Below are 18,238 nucleotides of genomic sequence, written 5' to 3'. Positions count from 1 at the left end.
TTCAAATTGTTTCTTATCTGGTAAATGCCGATGATATGGATAGATTGCATGAGACAGCCACAATCTTAACAACTCTTAACCGTATAAGCCTCTCATGGCGGTTTTCCTTTGCAAAGATAAGTATATTTTTTGAAAACTCCTATTCTTGTTGTCTATTTTTCTTGGAGTTTCTCTTACTTAATCGTACCTTTGCAACGCAAAACAGATAAAACAAAATATTGCAAATGAAAAAACAACTAAAAACTGCCTCTATCTGTGTACAGGGAGGCTATGAAGCGAAAAACGGTGAACCTATTGAGTTGCCAATCATCCAGAGTACTACCTTTAAATATGATAACTCTGAAGAAATGGCGATGCTCTTCGATTTGAAGAAAGAGGGCTATTTCTATACCCGTCTGCAAAATCCTACCAACGATGCTGTGGCCAAGAAGATTGCACAACTCGAAGGTGGAGTAGGGGCAGTACTGACCAGTAGCGGACAGGCAGCCAACTTCTATGCCGTGTTTAATATCTGTGAGGCTGGCAGCCATATCGTTACTTCCAACGAAATCTATGGTGGCACATTCAATCTCTTTGGCGTCACCCTGAAGAAACTGGGTATTGAATGTACCTTTGTCAATCCCAACGATAGCGAAGAGGAAATACAAAAGGCTTTCCGTCCCAATACCAAAGCGGTGTTTGGCGAAACCATCAGCAATCCCGGCTGTGCCGTACTCGATATCGAGAAATTCGCACGCATTGCCCATCGTAACGGTGTGCCTCTCATTGTAGATAACACCTTTGCCACTCCCATCAACTGCCGCCCCTTTGAATGGGGTGCCGACATCGTGACCCACAGTACCACGAAATACATGGATGGCACGGCATCGCAGGTGGGAGGTGTTGTCGTAGATAGCGGACAGTTTGACTGGATGGCGCATGCCGATAAGTTCCCCGGACTCTGCACTCCCGATGAGAGCTACCACGGACTCACCTATGTCAAGGCATTCGGAAAAATGGGCTATACCACCAAACTCGTTGCCCAGCTCATGCGCGACTTGGGCTCTATCCCTGCACCGATGAACTCATTTATCCTCAACCTCGGTCTTCAGACCCTCCATCTGCGCATGGCACAGCATTGCAGCAATGCCCAGCGTGTGGCAGAATTTCTGCAGGCAGACCCTCGTGTGGCATGGGTACACTATAGCGGACTGCCAGGCGATGCCTATCATGAGTTGGCAGAGAAATATCTGCCTGGCGGATCGTGTGGCGTCATAGCCTTCGGACTGAAGGGCGACCGTGAGACCGCTATCCGCTTTATGGACTCGCTCGACATGATCAATATCGTGACCCACGTGGCTGATGCACGCACCTGTGTGCTTCACCCTGCCAGCCATACCCACCGTCAACTTTCCGACGAACAGCTTCGTGAGGCTGGTGTGGCTCCCGATCTCATTCGTCTTTCTGTCGGTATTGAAGATTGTGACGACATCCTCGACGACATCCGTCAGGCTCTCGATAAGATCTGAAAGTAGTTTTCATAAACAATAATAACAAACAGGAGGCAGACACGCATCATCGGTGTTTGCCTCCTGTTTTGTTATTCGGATGTCACGGTGATTATTCCTTCACAGCCTTCATGATGACTTCCACATGGTTGCCAGACTTGAGGATTGTGTTCTGGAGGAAGTCTGATATCTGTTTACTGTCAATCTCGTTGACCGTCTTCTTATAGTCGGTATGGGTATCTACACCGCGTGTGGCATAGTTGATCAGCACGCTAAGCCAGTGGCTGTTCTCACGGCTGTCCACATCGGCTTGCTTCAGCAGAATCTCCTTGACCTTCTGCAGGTCGGCAGCATCAGCACCTGCCACGACCTCCTTCATGCCTTGGAAGAAGCAGGGGATGGCAGCATCCGACTTCTCAGGATTCAGCTGTGCGCTACCAACGATATTGACAGCAGCCAAACCGTCTTTATCGGTGAAGACAGAGGCGGTGGCACCCGCATGATAGGCAGCGCTGAGTTCCTCACGGATAGATCGCAGATACTTCATCTCCAACAGGCGAGCTGCCACGTCAGCCAGCACGTCAGTCTTCAGTGTGTAAGGCGTCATGGCATACCATATCTCCTGAACCTGATTCTGTGGGTTGCTCATCGCCTTGGTGAATACGTTGCTCACCTTGCCTTTGGCATAGGGGATGTCCTTGTTTTGCAGGGTGCAGCCCTTTGCAGGCAGCGAAGCGATATACTGTTCGATGAGTGGCAGAAGTGTAGCCTCGTCGTAGTTGCCCACGAAATAGAAGGTGAAGTCTTTGGCATTGCCATAATACTGCTTACCTATGGCCAGCAGACGGTCGTAGTTGATGGCCTTGATATCGTCGGCAGAAGGTATGCGTGCCAGTTTGCTACCCAGATATACGGTGCTCTGTACTGAGTCTTGGAACACGAGGTTGGGGTTGTTGCTCTGGTTGGCAAGGATGGTGGCATAGGTGTTCTGCAGGTTGGCAAACGATTTCTCGTCTTTCTTCACTGCTGTCATATCGAGGTAGATGAGTTGCATCAGCGTCTCGATATCCTTCGGAGTGCTCTTACCGCTCAATCCGTGGTAGAACGGATCCATGGTGAATTTGACACTCGCCTGCTTGCCAGCCATGGCCTTTTCCAGTTCTGCGTTGGTGAAATTGCCCAGACCGCTGGCATCCAGTGCCTGGGTCATCAGCATCACACTGCTCTGATCGGCTTTCTCAAATGCCGAATATCCCACCTTGGCTTTTGCAGAGAAGAGAATCTCGTTGTCCTTGAAGTCGGTCTTCTTCATGATGACCTTCGCACCGTTAGACAGTGTCAGTTCCTTATATCCCAACACCTTATTCTCTACGGTCTTCCTGATCTTGCCAGCCTTAGGCAGCTGGGCAATGAGGGGTTCGTTCTTCACGTGATCCACGTAGGCTTCGAGTTTCTCTGCCCTCACCCCTTTCACAATGTCAGCCAACTGCTGTTCGGTGGGGTATGCCTTACCGTCTTTCTCCTGCATCATCATCAGCGTCACGAAGTTGGTATCGCTGTTGCAGATGAGTTTCTTGGCATACATATTGATCACCTCCACGGGGATGTTGGGGATGAGCTGTTGCAGGATAGCACTCTCGTCTTCTATCGAGGGGATAGGTTCGTTGGCAATGAAGTGATCCACATACTGTGTGGTAAACTGCTCATTCTTCATTTTGTCCTTATTGGCAAGGTTTTTCTCTATCTGACTTTTGATCTCGTCCCTGGCACGCTGATATTCTGTAGCAGTGAAACCGAAGTCGTGCGCACGCTTGGCTTCACGCAATACAGCGGCATACGCCTCCTTGACTTGACCTTCCTTGGCGAGTCCTGTCAGCGTGAAGGCACCGCAGGTTCTCGACATGAGGTAATCGCCATTGTCGCCCACAGCCTGCAGATAGGGGCAGTCGGGCTCCTGGGCTTTCTCGCTGAATCGGGTGTTCAGCATGAGGGTGAGTGCATTGTCCATGTATTTCATGAGGAGATAGTCCATGTTGACCTTCATCTCATCGGGAATAGCTTTGTGCTTCATGTTGATGAGGAAGAGGTCAAACTGCTGTTCCTTGTCCTTATCCACCACATAGATTGCGGTATCGTTGGGGCTTACCTGCTCTGGTATCACTTTGGCGGCATCGGCAGGCACCTTGATGTCGGCAAACAGCGTCTTGATCTGTGCTTCGATATGATCTACGTCCACATCACCCACCACGATGATGGCCTGGTTGTCTGGGCGATACCATTTGCGATAGTAGTCGCGCAGGGTTTCGGGGTTGCATCCGTCGATGACGCTCATCAGTCCGATAGGCATGCGGAAGCCGTATTTCTCGTTTTGGTAGAGGCGAGGCAGACTGCGCTCGATCATGCGCTGCTGACCCACCATGCGCATGCGGTACTCATTGTGCACCACATCGCGCTCGTCGTCTATGGCTTTCTGCGTCAGCGAGATGCCGTTGCTCCAGTCTTTCAGTATCAGCATACACGAATCCACAGCCGTTGGTCGGGTGGTGGGCACATCGGTGAAGAAATACACCGTTTTGTCAATACTGGTATAGGCATTGAGGTTGCGACCGTATTCCACGCCGATGCTCTGCAGATATTCCTGTAGGGTATTGTCTTTGAAGTGTTCTGTGCCGTTGAATGCCAGATGCTCCAAGAGGTGTGCCAGTCCGCGCTGGTCCTCGTTCTCGTTGATAGAACCGACCTTCTGTGCGATATAGAAGCTTGCCACATGCTCAGGGAAATTGTTTTTGCGGATGTAGTAGGTCAGTCCGTTGTCCAGATGACCAATCTTCACCTTGCTATCCACGGGGATAGGTGGCATTTGCTGTGCCGTCGTTGGTGTTGCACCTAACAGTAGCATGGCCGCTGCCAATAGATTTTTTGTTTTCATATTTTACGATTTTGTTAATAATGATTTTCTCGCGATTAGGATATTGTGTGCAAAAGTAAGTATTTTGTTATGATAAGCAAAGCTTTTGCACCGATTTATAGTGCCTTTTAATGTTTTTTAATTCAAGTCCCTCAGTTGCGCATGTGGGGAAGTTAGAGGGAAGTTAGAGGGAAGTAAGAGGGAAGTTAAGGGACAAATGTCCTAGGTCTTACGTCAAAATGTCCTAGGTCTTACGGCAAAGGCTATTGTCTCTTAACTTCCCGAACGACCGTAGGGAGTGATAACTTCTTTAACTTCTATCAATTCCCTCAGTTGCGAAACTTGAATAAATCAATAATGGAGAAAAAAAACACGTGCCACCCTGAATCGCTTCAAGGCGGCACGCTGTATGTGCATCATCCGTAATGGATGGCGTATCGTTTTACTGGTATTACTCGTTGACCAGAGGAACGGCGAAGTACCCCTTCCTGCCAGTGGGGAACACACCCTGGATGAAGAGTACAGGATCCTTGGAGGTTGAAGTTTCCTTCACCGCATTCTGCAGGTCCTCCACCGACTTCATCGGCTGTTCGTTCACGCGCTGGATAATGAAGCCCTGGGGCACGCCAGCCTCTTTCAGTCTGCCGCCGCTAATCTTAGCCACCTGCAGACCATAGCCGATGTTCAATTGCTCCTTCTGGCTGCTGGTGACGGCACGGAACGTACCGCCCAGTACATCGAGGTCGGCATTCTTCACCACCTTGGTAGTGCCCTGTTCGTTCTTCAGCGTCAGCGTAGCAGAATGGCTCTTCTTGTTGCGCAGATAGGTGACAGTCAGTTTGTCGCCGGGGCGCTTCTGGGCGATGATGCCCTGCAGTTCGCCAAACTTCTTGATCTTCTGGCCGTCGATGCTCGTGATGACATCGCCCTTCTTCAGTCCTGCCGAGGCGGCAGCACCATCCTCCACCACTTCGGCCACATAGATGCCTTCCATGGTGCCAAGGTCGAGTTGGTTGCCCTTTTCCTTCTCCACGTCCACATAGGTGCTGACGTCGCTGCCCTTGATGCCTATCATGGCACGCTGCACGGTACCATACTGTTTGATGTCGGCGACTACCTTGTTCATGATAGCGGTAGGAATGGCAAAGCCATAGCCGATGTTCTGTCCGGTCTGAGAGTATATCATCGCGTTGATGCCGACCAGTTCGCCGCGTGTATTGACGAGCGCGCCGCCCGAGTTACCCTGGTTGATGGCAGCGTCGGTCTGAATCATCGACGAAACGCCTTCGCCCATCTGGCGTGCCTTGGCAGAGATGATGCCCGCAGTCACTGTGTTGTTCAGTCCGAGGGGGTTGCCTATAGCCAGTACCCATTCGCCCACTTTCACATTGTCGCTATTGGCAATGGCGATGGCAGGCAGATTCTTAGCATCAATCTTGATGAGCGCCAGGTCGGTGGTCTTGTCGGCACCGACGATGCGGGCTGAATACTCCTTACTGTTCTCGTTGAGCGTAACGGTCAGTTCGTCAGCGCCATCCACCACATGGTTGTTGGTCACGATATATCCGTCGGCAGAGATGATCACACCGCTGCCCGCAGCGGCCTGTCTCGGGGTCTGCACCTGTCGCTTGCGGCTTCCGTTGCTGCCGTTCTGCCCGCGGCCGAAGAAGCCGCCGAAGGGGTCTGAGAAGAAATCCTCAAAGGGGTCGGCATATTCCACGGTCTGCACTTTAGAGTTGATCACCGATTTAATGTAAACCACCGAAGGCAGAGCCTTGTCGGCAGCGTAAGTCAGATCCACCGGTTGTCCCGGGGCAGCAGCAGGAGCCGCCTGGGTTTTGTTGCACGATGCAGCAGAAAATGCGATCACCATCAGATAGACCGCTGGCAAAATGCTTTTCACAATCTTTTTCATGTTCTTTTTTATGTTTTTTTTTGATGTTATAATTCCCGTTTTCGTGAAACTGGGTGCAAATATAGACGCAAAATCTGTTAAACTGCCAAAATGGCATTGCTTTTTGGCGCATTTTAACACTTCGACCGCTCCCCTTAACGGCTGTTTGCGCTTTACCTGCTATTGTTGAAAAAATCACAAAACATCATTTGAAAAAGTTGCAAGTTATTTTCTTATCATCCTTCATTTTCTCGCCATGGCAGAGTTTAAACGAGCTTTATTCTGCTCATTTGGCTTAACGAAAACGTTGGTTTTCACCCTTCATTTTCTCGCCATGGCAGAGTTTAAGCGAGCTTAATTCAGCTCATTTGGCTTAACGAAAACGTTCCTTTAATTCTGTTACCGACCACGCTTTGCAGGAGGTCAACACTGAATCCGAGTTTGTTTGCCAGTTCGCTGATGATTTGCGATTTCTCGGTACTGGGTTTTTCTTTTTCTTTTGTCATAGCTCGTTATTTTGAGGGTTAGTGAATAAGTGACATGTGACATGTGACATGTGACATACGGTGTACAAGTAGTGCAAGTCTGGTAAAGTATTAGAATTTGTAAGGTATATAATCTTATTATATATTATAATATATATATTATAATATATAATAAAGTTTTACATCCCCTATTCGTTCGTTGCTTCTGTTTCGTTTGTCACATGTCACATGTCACATGTCACATGGCCGAATACCGCTGTATCCGTGAGGCTGAACCTCGGCTGCAAAGGTACGAACCTTTGCGTTAACAAAAAAAAAACGTTAAATCGCATTAACACTTCTGTTAAAGTTTCTATCTTCTGCAACAAGGGTTTCAAATCGTAACCGTTTTTCGGGCAACTGCCCGAATCGGCAGTAAACAGGGGCGCGCGCGAGGTATGCCGTTCGGCGGTGGCGATAACGCCAATCGTCGAAGGAGATATTGCCAATCGCCCTCGTCGATTGACGTTCGGCGGTTTAAGGCTCTCCGAGATACTCCGTAATGGCGGCTACCATGGCAGGCGAAAGGATGCGCTGACGGCCGTCGTAGCCGAGCGATCGGAGGCGGGCGATGAGCGGACGGCAGCGATCCATCCATGCTTTCAGCGTGCGCCAGGCATGGCGAGGAGTGACATCGGGGCAGTAGAGCTGTGCCAGACGGGTGCGACTCATGGAGGTGTAAGGACGTAGTGTAGGCATAATGTTCAGATGATTTTATTTTTACGCAAAGTTACTGCCTTTGCCGCAATGGGGCAAAAGAAGCGAGGCGCAGCGCCCGACTTTAAGTTCTTTTAACACGGCATAAGTGGCAATAAGTGACATTAACTGACATTTCGTCCAAGCATACCTGTACCTTTGCAGGCGATAATTTTCTTCTGTTTAACTAAAATCGTTTCTATTATGAGTACACTAACTACTATTCGCTACTGCCTGCAGAAGTGCATGAACACCAAGAGCACTGCTTACGCCAAGTATTACGCACAACCCGTTTCGCAGGGCACCGTGAACCTTGACGAGCTGGCAGCCCACATCTCAGACCACGGATCAGTCTATACCCGCGACGTGGTGGTCGGAGTGATGACCAAAATGGTTGACTGCATCAACGAACTGCTGGCGCAGGGCTACAAGGTGAAGCTGGGCGAACTCGGAACGTTCTACAACTCCATCCGCAACGACGGCAAGAAGGCGGTCAGCGACCCATCCAAGTTTGATGTGGCACAGATTGCCGGTGTGAACCTCCGCTTCCTCCCCTTCAGCGGCAAGAAGCTCGGCGGCAAGTTTAACAACACCTCAACGACTCGCGCAGACCGCCACGCCTACGAGTGCATGGGTATCAAGGAGGCCAACAAGGAGGGACTCTTGCCCATCCCTGTAAAGGTGACCGACAACAACCCGGGGTCAAACGGTGGCGGCGGTAGCTCGTCAACTGGCAGCACCTCTGGCGGTACCCCAAGCGGCGGTAGCGGAGTGGAGGGCTGAACCTAACCGCAGTGCCTCGCTCCCCTGAGGCGAGAGGGGCACTGCCCTAACAGCAGATTCTTATCATGAAGAGTATCCGTTATAAGCAGACGGCATCGCTGGTCTGCATCGTTACAGCCATCGTGTTTGCCTTCATGGGATTTTTCACTCCGCCTACGGGCGAGATCAGCGAGTCGGTATTGTGGTTTGTGGCACAGTGTCTGATATTCTCCGGCAGCCTTATCGGAGTGGATTGCGTGATAGACCAACGGTTGGGCAAGCACAGTTAGTTTTGAGGTTTGGTGTGGGGAAGTTAAGGGAAGTTAGAGGGAAGTAAGAGAGAAGTTAAGGGACAAATGTCCTACGTCTTACGGCAAAAGGCTATTTTTGGTTTTTCGCTCACTTATTCGTACCTTTGACCTGAAGGTCGAAGGTACTTCCGCTCGGAAGTACAAAAGAAAAAGGTATTTTTCTTTTGTACTTCGCTCGCTTATTCGTACCTTTAATCCTACGGATTTTAGGTACTCACGCTCGGAAAAACACAAATTTATTTGGTTTTTCTCTCGCTTAATCGTACCTTTGCAATATGACAATGAAATATAATCCTTATAATCAGCAGGGCGATTATGCCCATTATACGGTGAAGAGGGAACAGCCACTACTGGAATTTCTGCTCGATACCGTGGAACAGAGTCGCAACAAAATCAAACTGACACTGCAGGGCAGGGGAGTGAGAGTGGACCGGAAAACCGTCACCCAATTCGACTTCCTGCTGAAACCAGGCATGAAAGTGGCAGTCAGTCGCACCAAGCGCAACCAAACGCAGTTTAAGAGCCGATGGCTGAAAATAGTATATGAGGACCGATGGATTATCGTGATAGAAAAGAATATCGGCATCCTCTCGATGGCAGCAGGACACAGTTCGCTGAACGTGAAAACGGTGCTCGACGACTATTTCAAGAAGAGTCACCAGAAATGTACTGCACACGTGGTGCATCGCCTCGACCGCGATACCAGCGGACTGATGGTATATGCCAAGGATATCGAGACAGAACAGGTTCTGGAACACAACTGGCACGATATCGTCTTCGACAGACGCTATGTGGCTGTGGTCAGCGGAGAGATGAAGGACGACAGCGGTACGGTGGCAAACTGGCTGAAGGACAATAAGGCGTATGTCACCTACTCATCGCCTGTGGATAACGGCGGAAAATATGCCGTGACACATTTCAAGGTGTTGCAGCGCACCACCGACCATACCCTCGCTGAGTTTAAACTGGAAACAGGACGCAAGAACCAAATCCGTGTGCATACGGCAGACATGGGACATCCCGTGTGTGGCGACGTGAAATACGGCAACGGCGACAATCCGCTCCACAGACTCTGCCTCCATGCCTATATGTTGTGCATGGTGCATCCCGTCACACGCGAACGGATGGAGTTTGAAACACCCATCCCCGCCTCATTCCGATTATTGTTTAAGTAATTGCTGAATAGAAACCATGCAAATATATATCATACTGTTGGTCATGATTATCATCGGCTTTGTGATAGTCAAGCGCATAGCAGGCTGTCTGCTGAAAACCCTTGTGACACTGGTGTTGCTGGCGATACTGGCATGCCTCTACTTCTTCTGCTTCAAAGAAGGAGCAACCCCACCGATACCATGATGCCGTAGAGCAGCATGTTGCGGGCGGTCTCCCCCAGACACTCGTTGAGGCGACGACCATGATTGATGTGGCGCAGCTTCAACCAGCTGAACACATGGAGCACCAGATAGATCAGGGGCAGGAAGAAGGCGAGGGGATGACCCTGATACCAGAACACGATCCCCAACAGGCAGCTCGCCACGCCCAACAGCAGGTAGAGGCGCTCTGTCCAAAGCGGACCGATGCGCACTGCAAGGGTGACCTTGCCGACGCGCTGGTCGTTGTCGCGGTCGCGATAGTTGTTGACGATGAGCAGACTGTCGATGACCAGTCCGCAGGCAACGGACGCTATAGCGACAGAAGGCGTGACGGTATGCAACTGGATATAGTAGGTGATGCAGACAGGGACGATGCCGAAGAAGATCAGCACGAGGATGTCGCCTAAGCCCAGGTAGGACAGGTGGGTGGTGTAGAGAAAACAAAAGGCTACGCAGCAGATGCCGACCAGAATCATTTCAAGACCGCCGAAGATGATAAGGGGCAGACCTGCCACACACGCCACGCATGTGGTCAGGGCGATGGCACGCTTCATGGCATCGAGAGACACCCAGCCCTGGGTGCAGGCACGCAAAGGACCGAGACGGGTGGCGCTGTCGTCGTTGCCATGGGCATAGTCGAAGAAGTCGTTGATGAGATTGGCGTCGATCTGCATGACCAATGCAAACAGCAGGCACAGGGATGCCGACAGCCAGTTGAAGACATCGTCGCCATAGGCTTGGGCATCGACATGCGCCAAGGCGCAACCTATCATGACGGGTACGGCGGCACCGGTGAGGGTCTTGGGACGGACTGCCAACAGCCAGGCCTTCCAGGAGTTTTGTTTGATATTCTCTTCGTTCATTATATGTTTTTTTGTCTGTAAAGTCTTGCAAAAGTACAGATTATTGCGTACATTTGCAAAAAATAAGCCCATTTTCTATGAACAACAATAATCCCAGTCTTGATTTGATTGATTTTGTGGAGACACAGATCCTCCCACGGTATGCTGATTTCGACCGTGCCCACGGCATGGAACACGTCACGAGAGTGGTGAGACGGTCGCTGGCGCTGGCGAAAACTACAGGTGCGGATATCAACATGGCGTATGTCGTGGCGGCATACCACGACCTCGGACTGTCGGGACCTCGCGCCGTGCATCATCTGACGAGTGGCAAGATACTGATGCAGGACGCCCGACTGAAACGATGGTTCTCGCCCGATCAGCTGAAAATCATGAAGGAGGCGGTGGAGGATCACCGCGCCTCTGCCTCACACGCCCCACGGAGCATCTACGGAAAGATTGTGGCAGAAGCAGACCGCGACCTTGCCCCTGAGGTGGTGTTCCGACGGGTGATACAGTTTGGGCTGGACAACTACCCGGACATTGACCGCGAAGGACAATGGAAGCGATTCAAATCGCACCTGGAAAACAAATATGCGGCAACGGGATATATACGACTCTGGATACAAGGGTCGGAAAACGAGCGCAACCTCAAGGCGCTGCGCGAAATACTGGTCAATCCGAAACAGTTGCGCCAATGGTTTGAACAGTGTTATGAACAAACCATTGGCGCTGAGTGACGGAGTCTCTGGCAGGTAGGGTGATGCGAGGATTTCCTGTCGGTTAACCCCGATTGAGGTTTAGTTGTAGAAATTCCAGGAAACACCGATACGCAGTACTTTTCCATTTTGTGGATAGTGGGGCGCAAGGAACATCATCTTGTTGCCCATACCCTTGTTGACATGGCTCATCATGACGAAGAAACGGGTGCGCTTCAGGTGCATGTTGGCATAGACGTCAACAAAAGGATAGCCGCCCAGTTCCACACGCGACTCGACATTCTTCTGTACGGCAAACTGGCCGATCTGAGGCAGATAGTCGGGCGCGTAGTATTTGGTGAAGAAGGTGGCATCGGCACCCAGTTCTACGGTCAACTGCTTCACGACCAGGAATTTGAAAAAGAGGTTGGTGAAGATATTGACAGTGGGCACGGGAAGCACGTCCTTGTTGCTCGAATTCTGGTAAGTCACGATGTTCTCCCAATGCAAGGGTCCCAACTTGAAGTTCTGACGCAGTTGGGCTGTCAGGAGGTTGATGTTGCCACCCTCCTGATAGACACCGCCCTGCAGCCCTGTGAAGTTATGGTTTTCGTCGATGGCATACTCCATGCCGAAGTAGGTGTAGTTTTTGATCTCTTCGACAGCCACACGCAACTGGGTGTGGGTCCTGTCGATGGTGAAGATGCCTTCGATGCCGGAACGGATCTCCTTACTCATATCGCCGTTGTCCCACCACAGGTGTTTGGAGTGGTACTGGCGCTGGAAGAAGGTTGGCGTGATGCGGTCGAAATGGGCTTTGGCAGCCAGTCGCACAGTATCGCCAAACAAAGGGAAATTGACGTCGGTATTGAAATTAAGACTCACAGAACCAGCGTTGCTGCCCGTCAGGAAGAACTCACCGTCGAGGTTGTAATGGAGGGTGCGCCCCTGGGTCTTCGACAGCTGTCCGCCCACACTCACCAGACCTTCTGACCAACTGCGCATATAGTAGCCTTCGTCACCCTCCTGCAACAGGTCGGGCATCTGGTATTTACGATGGTCGTAGCTGACGAAGGCCTTGAGGCCGGCCTTGGCATACTTGTTGAAGCCCTCCATCAGCGCTACGGCAAAGGTATTCTTGACAGAGAGGTATTTCGTCTGGTCGTAGATGGAGTCGTTGCCATAGATGCCACGGTCATCATATTTATAATAGGTGTTGGCATAATAGCCGGCAGGAGAGGCATACGCCTGATTGATGCGACTGAAGCTATTGATGTCGAGGGTGTGGATGAAACTGGTGACGGGTACGTAGATGCGCTTGGTGTTGGCGTCGAGCGAATCCTTCCGGTGTTGCACAGCCAGCAAGCTGTCTGCCATCTGCTGGGAGGTGACCTGAATACGGGTGGAGTCTGGATCGGCAGGTTTCTCGCCAGTCTTGGGCAGATCGCCTGCGATGCGGGCTCCGTCGGGTCTGCCCGTGGCAACAGGATCGGTGGTGCGCTTGTTGTTGCGGCGCTTGTTGCCGTTAGCATCGTCACCATCCTGATTGTTGCGGAGGTTGTCGCGCTGCTTCCTGTCTTGGGCTGACGCCTTGGCAAACGCCCTGGCTTTCTTTTCCGCTTCGGTCAGCGCCACGCGCTTGTAGAAGCCGATATTGTAGCGATGGGAGAGAAACAGGTGGTTGGAATTGTTGCGGTTCCAGTTTTTAGAGAGCACCGTCGGTATCTCGTTCTCACTAAACTGGTCGTCGTAGCTCTCTGGGTGGGTGATATAGTTGTCGTCGGTGATACCGCCGTTCTCAGCCGCCTTGCGATGGTAGGTAGAGAACAGGGCATGCATCTGATATTTGTCGCCGATATACGAGGCAAAGAGCGATGCACCGAAGTGGGAGGTGCTTTGGTTCTGATAGTAACCTCTGGCATAGTGGTAGTCGAGGTCGAAACCGATGCCCAACCGCTTGTTGGCATTGACAGCAAATTTAGCGTCGATATGGTCTTCACCGTTCTGCTTGTCGCCACAGTTGTCGTAGCTTAGATTGGTGAAAGGCGACAGCGTGTTGACAAACTGAAACGCATCGGGCTCCTTCATGGTGAAGTCGTAAGGCTGGGTGAAGAAGAACTCCGAGGTCTTCGGGCGATCCATGATGATACGGCTGATGCGCGGCGTATAGTTGTTGCCGATGGTATTGTACTCGCCAAACACACCCGTGTTGAAGATGGAGTTCTGGTAGAGGTGGGGCAGGGTGTCGGTAACAGCCGGCGTGACATCGCCATAGCGTCTGTCAACCGTCCAGGTATGGACACCCATGGGGATCTCTTTGTCTGCCACGGAATCCCGATGGTTGGGATTGAAACTGCGGGTGGAGTTATCGTCGGTCACGTTGAAGCCGTCGCCCGTATCGGTGATGCGGGTGGGATTGCTCTGCGCCACGATGTTGAGGGTCATGCTCAGGGTGCATGCCAGCGTGATGATAAACTTGTTCAAAACTGTAGGTCTTTATCTTTATCTTTTTTGAAGAGGCGCAATGCCACTTCTACAAATTTGAAACCCATAGCCACCATGATAACGATGGTTCCGGCATCGTTTCCTTTATAATAAAGATACATGCCGATGATGGCTCCGAAAATGAAGATGGTGTTGAGTATGTTTTTTAGTGTTCTCATTGGAGTAATCCTTCTATTTGTTCAAAAAGGTAATCTTTTCTGTCGATAGTACATTTGCGGAATTTGCCGCTGTGGCGATACAGCTTGGTGTTCTTCTTGTTGACTGCCACACGGTCGGTAATCCAGTCTTCGGCGCTGATGCGGATGGGGGTGCGCTCCTCATCGTAATTATAGCGGATGTTGGACAGGGTGAGGGTGGCTTTGCCGTTGGCACACTGGGCTTTGATGGTGTAGAAGAAACGGGTCTGGTCGAGCACAAGGGCTGTCTTCTGGAAGACGAGCCACTCTTCCAGTTTGACGTCAATCTCATAGGTGGCGGTGTCGGCCTTGATGAGTTGGCTGTTGATCTGCTGGGGTTCGCGAGTCACGCCTTGCAGGTATTTTCCAAGGATGTTGTAAATCTGAAAAGCAGTCTTGCCCGGAGCGTCAAAGGTCTTGGTAAAAGTCACCTTGCCGTTCACTTCGGGAACTGCACCCTTGAGGTATTTCTCCATCGGATTCGTTTCGACAACGGCAACTTTCTCCTCCTTCTTTTCGGGTTCTTCCCAGGTGTTTTGCGCTGTGGCGGTCAGGGTCATTGCCATGACGACACACATCAATATACATTTCTTCATCTGTCTCGTTCTCTTTTATAATGGTGCAAAAGTACGAAATATCGTGCGAATGACCTAAAAAAATGTGATAATTTATTTTAATTCCAGTTCCTTTTGCAATCTGATAATCTCGTCGCGGTATTGCGCTGCCTGAAGGAAATCCAGTTCTTTGGCGGCTGCCTTCATCAGTCGGGTGGTCTCTGCAATGCTCTTTTCCAGTTGTTCTTTCGTCATGTGAAGAATGATGGGGTCGGCGGCAAAGGCAGCGGATGCGACAGGTTCGGCATAGGCTTTGCAGCCCTTCTGTTCCGTACCCTCTCTCTCCTGGCGCAGGTCGCTCTGCTTCAGATTCTTCTTGATCTGTTGCGGGGTGATGCCGTGTTCCTCGTTGTAGTGCATCTGCTTCATGCGGCGGCGCAGCGTCTCGTCGATGGTCAGTTGCATGGATGCCGTGATGCGGTCTGCATACATGATGACTTTGCCGTTGACGTTACGGGCGGCACGGCCTGCCGTCTGGGTGAGTGAGCGGTGTGAACGAAGGAATCCCTCTTTGTCGGCATCGATGATGGCAACGAGCGATACTTCCGGGAGGTCGAGACCCTCACGGAGCAGGTTGACTCCTACCAAGACATCGAAGGTGCCGTTGCGCAGGTCTTCGAGTATCTTGATGCGGTCGAGCGTGGCCACTTCGCTATGGATATAGGCGGTTTGAATGCCGTGGTTGAGCAAGAAGGTGCTGAGCTCCTCTGCCATGCGCTTGGTGAGCGTTGTCACCAATACGCGTTCCTTGCGTTGGATGCGCTGCTGGATCTCTTCCATCAGGTCGTCAATCTGATTTTCGGTGGGTCTTACCTCAATCTCTGGGTCAAGCAGTCCGGTGGGTCTGATCAGCTGTTCGACGACGACACCCTCCGCCTGTTGGAGTTCATAGTCGGCTGGTGTGGCAGATACATAGATGACCTGATGGGTCATGGCTTGAAACTCATCGAAGGTCAGCGGACGGTTGTCGAAGGCGGCAGGAAGACGGAAACCAAATTCCACCAGATTGCGCTTTCGGGCGCGGTCGCCACCGTACATGGCACTGATCTGCGGCACACTGACATGGCTTTCGTCAATCACCATCAGGTAGTCTTCGGGGAAGAAATCAAGCAGACAGTAGGGACGCTCGCCAGCTTGTCTTCCGTCAAAATATCTCGAGTAGTTCTCGATACCCGAGCAATGGCCCAGCTCCTTGATCATCTCCATGTCGTATTCCACACGCTCTTTGATGCGCTGCGCCTTGATATCGTCGCCCAATTCCTCAAAATAGGCTATCTGCTTCATGAGGTCGTCCTGAATATGACGGACGGCGATGGAGGTCTGCTCTTCAGTAGTCATAAAGAGGTTGGCTGGGTAGAGCTTGTATTCGTCAAAGGAAGACAGCCGATCCATGGTCATGGCGTCCAGTTCCTCGATGGCATCAATCTCATCGTCCCAGAAGGTGATGCGCAGAATGACTTCGTTGTATGCCATGGCAATATCTACCGTGTCGCCTTTGACCCTGAAACAACCGCGTTTCAGTTCTATATCGTTGCGCACATAAAGTGCAGAGACGAGTCGGCGAAGGAGTGCATTGCGGTCTAATATCTGACCTTTGTGAACCTCTATCACGTTTTCCTGCATGGCAACAGGACTTCCCATACCATAGATGCAACTGACAGAAGAGACGATGACCACATCCTTTCGGCCAGAGAGTAATGCGCTGACAGCCCTCAGACGCAGTCGGTCGATCTCTTCGTTGATGGCGAGGTCTTTCTCGATATACGTATCAGTAGATGGCAGATAGGCTTCCGGCTGATAGTAGTCGTAATAGCTCACGTAGTATTCTACGGCATTGTGTGGGAAGAAACCCCGCATCTCTTCGTAGAGCTGGGCTGCTAATGTCTTGTTGTGTGACAGGATGAGGGTGGGCTTGTTGACATTGGCAATGACATTTGCCACGGTAAAGGTCTTTCCTGATCCTGTTACACCCAACAATACCTGAGCGGCATCGCCACGGGTGATACCGTCGGTCAACTGGCGGATTGCCTCTGGCTGGTCACCCGTCGGTCGGTAGTTGGAGGTCAGTTCAAACTTCATAGAAATGCAAAATTACATATTTTCCTCGTAAAAAAAGTTATTGCAGCGCACTAATTGCTAAAAATCGTTTGAAAACCTTTGCTTTTCGGTAGAAAATGAGTAATTTTGCACGTCAAATCAAAGTATGAGAATGAACAAGAAGTCAATCATTATCTTCTGTATGGCTGCTCTGATGTGCAGTTGTGCCGCAGAGTTTAACAATGTCTATAAGTCACCAGACAATGATTATAAGTATGAATTTGCCAAGCAATGCTTTGCAGAAGGCAAGTTTCAACAGGCCATTTCGTTGCTGCAGGATGTGGTAACTTTCAGAAAAGGTACTGATACCGCAGAAGAGAGCCTCTATCTTTTGGCACTGTCACAATATTGCAACCACGACTTTGAAGCTGCCAGCGCTACCTTTAAGAAATATTATGCCACCTATCCAAAAGGTGTATTTGCAGAGCAGGCTGCCTTCAATGTGGGACAGTCGCTCTACGAAAGCACTCCTGAACCACGACTCGACCAGACGCCTACAGTAGGCGCTATCAATGCCTATCAGCAGTTCTTGGATGTGTTCCCTGATTCTAAATTGAGGGCAGAGGCACAGCAGCGCCTGTTCGACCTGCAGGACAATCTCGTGAAGAAAGAGTATCTCTCGGCTGAACTGTATTACAACCTCGGGGGATATTTCGGAAATATCAATGCCAATACAGAGAGTAACTATGAAGCATGTATCATTACCGCGCAGAATGCGTTGAAAACATACCCCTATACCAAGTTGCGCGAAGAGTTTGCGGTACTTATCATGCGTAGCAAGTTTGACCTCGCAGAAAATTCCTCTGAAGAGAAAAAACTGGAGCGCTATCGCGATGCAGAGGATGAATGTTATGGATTCCTCAATGAGTATCCCGATTCTAAAGAAGCATCTCGTGCCAACAAGTATATTGCCAAGTGCAAGAAGATCACTGGCGATTGATGTTCCATCAGCAATAAACAGTAAGATAGTATTAACAGCGTAAAATAGTTTAAGATAAATATCAATGGATTACAAGAAATCAAAAGCACCGGTTAACACCGTTACCCGTAACATCATGGATCTCTGTGACGAGACAGGAAACCTTTATGAGAGTGTTGCTATCATCGCGAAGCGTGCCAACCAGATTAGCGTTCAGATCAAAGAAGACCTGTCGAAGAAACTGGCTGAGTTTGCCTCATATAACGACTCACTCGAGGAAGTGTTTGAAAACCGTGAGCAGATTGAAATCTCACGCTACTACGAGAAACTTCCGAAACCTACACTGCTCGCTACACAGGAGTTTGTAGATGGCGAAATCTACTGGCGTGATCCTGCTCGCGAACAGAATAGCGAAGAACTGAACTAATA

At 50.5% G+C, this 18,238-nt stretch carries 17 protein-coding genes; 8 read left to right on the top strand and 9 right to left on the bottom strand.

The window, feature by feature from the left end:
• Positions 1-224 precede the first annotated feature (224 nt).
• Positions 225-1,508 (top strand): O-acetylhomoserine aminocarboxypropyltransferase/cysteine synthase family protein, encoded by a 1,284-nt coding sequence (locus CIK88_RS07490; protein WP_094435555.1) that lies wholly within the window; start codon positions 225-227, stop codon positions 1,506-1,508.
• A gap of 91 nt (positions 1,509-1,599) precedes the next feature.
• Here CIK88_RS07490 and CIK88_RS07485 read toward each other — a convergent pair whose 3' ends face one another.
• From CIK88_RS07485 to CIK88_RS07475, 4 genes are all read right to left on the bottom strand, one after another.
• Entirely contained in the window at positions 1,600-4,416 is a 2,817-nt protein-coding gene (locus CIK88_RS07485) for a pitrilysin family protein (RefSeq protein WP_094435553.1), read from the bottom strand.
• Between the two features lie 430 nt (positions 4,417-4,846).
• The gene (locus tag CIK88_RS07480) at positions 4,847-6,310 is read right to left on the bottom strand and encodes a trypsin-like peptidase domain-containing protein (protein WP_094435551.1); all 1,464 of its coding nucleotides are present in this window, start codon (positions 6,308-6,310) and stop codon (positions 4,847-4,849) included.
• 338 nt (positions 6,311-6,648) lie between these two features.
• A complete protein-coding gene (locus CIK88_RS12405) occupies positions 6,649-6,795 on the bottom strand; it encodes a hypothetical protein (protein WP_158214661.1) in 147 nt (48 codons plus the stop codon).
• Between the two features lie 495 nt (positions 6,796-7,290).
• Positions 7,291-7,512, bottom strand: a complete 222-nt coding sequence (locus CIK88_RS07475; RefSeq protein WP_094390561.1) for a DUF4248 domain-containing protein — start codon at positions 7,510-7,512, stop codon at positions 7,291-7,293.
• Between the two features lie 201 nt (positions 7,513-7,713).
• On the opposite strand from CIK88_RS07475, the gene CIK88_RS07470 reads away from it, so the two are divergent.
• The 4 genes from CIK88_RS07470 to CIK88_RS12400 all read left to right on the top strand — a co-directional run bounded on the left by CIK88_RS07470 (position 7,714) and on the right by CIK88_RS12400 (position 9,941).
• On the top strand, positions 7,714-8,292 hold the full coding sequence (locus CIK88_RS07470) for an HU family DNA-binding protein (protein ID WP_094435549.1): 579 nt from the start codon (positions 7,714-7,716) through the stop codon (positions 8,290-8,292).
• A 65-nt stretch (positions 8,293-8,357) separates the two neighbouring features.
• Positions 8,358-8,561 carry a hypothetical protein gene (locus tag CIK88_RS07465; RefSeq protein WP_094435547.1) on the top strand — a complete coding sequence of 68 codons (204 nt, stop codon included), beginning with the start codon at positions 8,358-8,360 and terminating at the stop codon, positions 8,559-8,561.
• A gap of 302 nt (positions 8,562-8,863) precedes the next feature.
• The gene (locus CIK88_RS07460; protein ID WP_094435796.1) at positions 8,864-9,757 is read left to right on the top strand and encodes an RluA family pseudouridine synthase; all 894 of its coding nucleotides are present in this window, start codon (positions 8,864-8,866) and stop codon (positions 9,755-9,757) included.
• Positions 9,758-9,773: 16 nt separating this feature from the next.
• On the top strand, positions 9,774-9,941 hold the full coding sequence (locus CIK88_RS12400) for a hypothetical protein (RefSeq protein WP_158214660.1): 168 nt from the start codon (positions 9,774-9,776) through the stop codon (positions 9,939-9,941).
• On the opposite strand, the gene menA is transcribed toward CIK88_RS12400, so the two are convergent.
• The gene (gene menA, locus CIK88_RS07455; protein WP_173815654.1) at positions 9,910-10,821 is read right to left on the bottom strand and encodes a 1,4-dihydroxy-2-naphthoate octaprenyltransferase; all 912 of its coding nucleotides are present in this window, start codon (positions 10,819-10,821) and stop codon (positions 9,910-9,912) included. The two genes, CIK88_RS12400 and menA, sit on opposite strands and share 32 nt — an antisense overlap.
• A gap of 77 nt (positions 10,822-10,898) precedes the next feature.
• Here menA and CIK88_RS07450 point away from each other — a divergent pair, with 77 nt between their 5' ends.
• The gene (locus tag CIK88_RS07450) at positions 10,899-11,540 is read left to right on the top strand and encodes an HD domain-containing protein (RefSeq protein WP_094435545.1); all 642 of its coding nucleotides are present in this window, start codon (positions 10,899-10,901) and stop codon (positions 11,538-11,540) included.
• Between the two features lie 60 nt (positions 11,541-11,600).
• Here the strand turns inward: CIK88_RS07450 and CIK88_RS07445 are convergent, their stop codons facing one another.
• From CIK88_RS07445 to uvrB, 4 genes are all read right to left on the bottom strand, one after another.
• On the bottom strand, positions 11,601-13,982 hold the full coding sequence (locus tag CIK88_RS07445) for a putative porin (RefSeq protein ID WP_254046868.1): 2,382 nt from the start codon (positions 13,980-13,982) through the stop codon (positions 11,601-11,603).
• Positions 13,979-14,161 carry a hypothetical protein gene (locus CIK88_RS07440; RefSeq protein ID WP_094390272.1) on the bottom strand — a complete coding sequence of 61 codons (183 nt, stop codon included), beginning with the start codon at positions 14,159-14,161 and terminating at the stop codon, positions 13,979-13,981. The genes CIK88_RS07445 and CIK88_RS07440 overlap by 4 nt, the downstream gene beginning before the upstream one ends.
• Positions 14,158-14,775: a DUF4468 domain-containing protein gene (locus CIK88_RS07435; protein ID WP_094390271.1), complete on the bottom strand. Its 618-nt coding sequence runs from the start codon at positions 14,773-14,775 to the stop codon at positions 14,158-14,160. The genes CIK88_RS07440 and CIK88_RS07435 overlap by 4 nt, the downstream gene beginning before the upstream one ends.
• A 72-nt stretch (positions 14,776-14,847) precedes the next feature.
• Positions 14,848-16,872, bottom strand: a complete 2,025-nt coding sequence (gene uvrB, locus CIK88_RS07430; RefSeq protein WP_094435541.1) for an excinuclease ABC subunit UvrB — start codon at positions 16,870-16,872, stop codon at positions 14,848-14,850.
• A 130-nt stretch (positions 16,873-17,002) separates the two neighbouring features.
• Between uvrB and CIK88_RS07425 the strand changes: the two genes are divergently transcribed.
• Both CIK88_RS07425 and CIK88_RS07420 read left to right on the top strand, forming a co-directional pair.
• Positions 17,003-17,830 carry an outer membrane protein assembly factor BamD gene (locus tag CIK88_RS07425; protein WP_094390269.1) on the top strand — a complete coding sequence of 276 codons (828 nt, stop codon included), beginning with the start codon at positions 17,003-17,005 and terminating at the stop codon, positions 17,828-17,830.
• A gap of 64 nt (positions 17,831-17,894) precedes the next feature.
• Positions 17,895-18,236: a DNA-directed RNA polymerase subunit omega gene (locus tag CIK88_RS07420; protein ID WP_094390268.1), complete on the top strand. Its 342-nt coding sequence runs from the start codon at positions 17,895-17,897 to the stop codon at positions 18,234-18,236.
• Positions 18,237-18,238: the final 2 nt, after the last annotated feature.

It is taken from the genome of Prevotella sp. P5-50 (assembly GCF_002251295.1).
Lineage (GTDB): Bacteria > Bacteroidota > Bacteroidia > Bacteroidales > Bacteroidaceae > Prevotella.
Note: the sequence above shows the minus strand (reverse complement) of the source record. Positions and strands in the feature narration are given on the sequence as shown.

Coding starts and splice junctions, on each gene's coding strand:
- CIK88_RS07490 (WP_094435555.1), top strand. CDS start 225: ATGAAAAAACAACTAAAAACTGCCTCTATCTGTGTACAGGGAGGCTAT.
- CIK88_RS07485 (WP_094435553.1), bottom strand. CDS start 4,416: ATGAAAACAAAAAATCTATTGGCAGCGGCCATGCTACTGTTAGGTGCA.
- CIK88_RS07480 (WP_094435551.1), bottom strand. CDS start 6,310: ATGAAAAAGATTGTGAAAAGCATTTTGCCAGCGGTCTATCTGATGGTG.
- CIK88_RS12405 (WP_158214661.1), bottom strand. CDS start 6,795: ATGACAAAAGAAAAAGAAAAACCCAGTACCGAGAAATCGCAAATCATC.
- CIK88_RS07475 (WP_094390561.1), bottom strand. CDS start 7,512: ATGCCTACACTACGTCCTTACACCTCCATGAGTCGCACCCGTCTGGCA.
- CIK88_RS07470 (WP_094435549.1), top strand. CDS start 7,714: ATGAGTACACTAACTACTATTCGCTACTGCCTGCAGAAGTGCATGAAC.
- CIK88_RS07465 (WP_094435547.1), top strand. CDS start 8,358: ATGAAGAGTATCCGTTATAAGCAGACGGCATCGCTGGTCTGCATCGTT.
- CIK88_RS07460 (WP_094435796.1), top strand. CDS start 8,864: ATGAAATATAATCCTTATAATCAGCAGGGCGATTATGCCCATTATACG.
- CIK88_RS12400 (WP_158214660.1), top strand. CDS start 9,774: ATGCAAATATATATCATACTGTTGGTCATGATTATCATCGGCTTTGTG.
- menA (WP_173815654.1), bottom strand. CDS start 10,821: ATGAACGAAGAGAATATCAAACAAAACTCCTGGAAGGCCTGGCTGTTG.
- CIK88_RS07450 (WP_094435545.1), top strand. CDS start 10,899: ATGAACAACAATAATCCCAGTCTTGATTTGATTGATTTTGTGGAGACA.
- CIK88_RS07440 (WP_094390272.1), bottom strand. CDS start 14,161: ATGAGAACACTAAAAAACATACTCAACACCATCTTCATTTTCGGAGCC.
- CIK88_RS07435 (WP_094390271.1), bottom strand. CDS start 14,775: ATGAAGAAATGTATATTGATGTGTGTCGTCATGGCAATGACCCTGACC.
- uvrB (WP_094435541.1), bottom strand. CDS start 16,872: ATGAAGTTTGAACTGACCTCCAACTACCGACCGACGGGTGACCAGCCA.
- CIK88_RS07425 (WP_094390269.1), top strand. CDS start 17,003: ATGAACAAGAAGTCAATCATTATCTTCTGTATGGCTGCTCTGATGTGC.
- CIK88_RS07420 (WP_094390268.1), top strand. CDS start 17,895: ATGGATTACAAGAAATCAAAAGCACCGGTTAACACCGTTACCCGTAAC.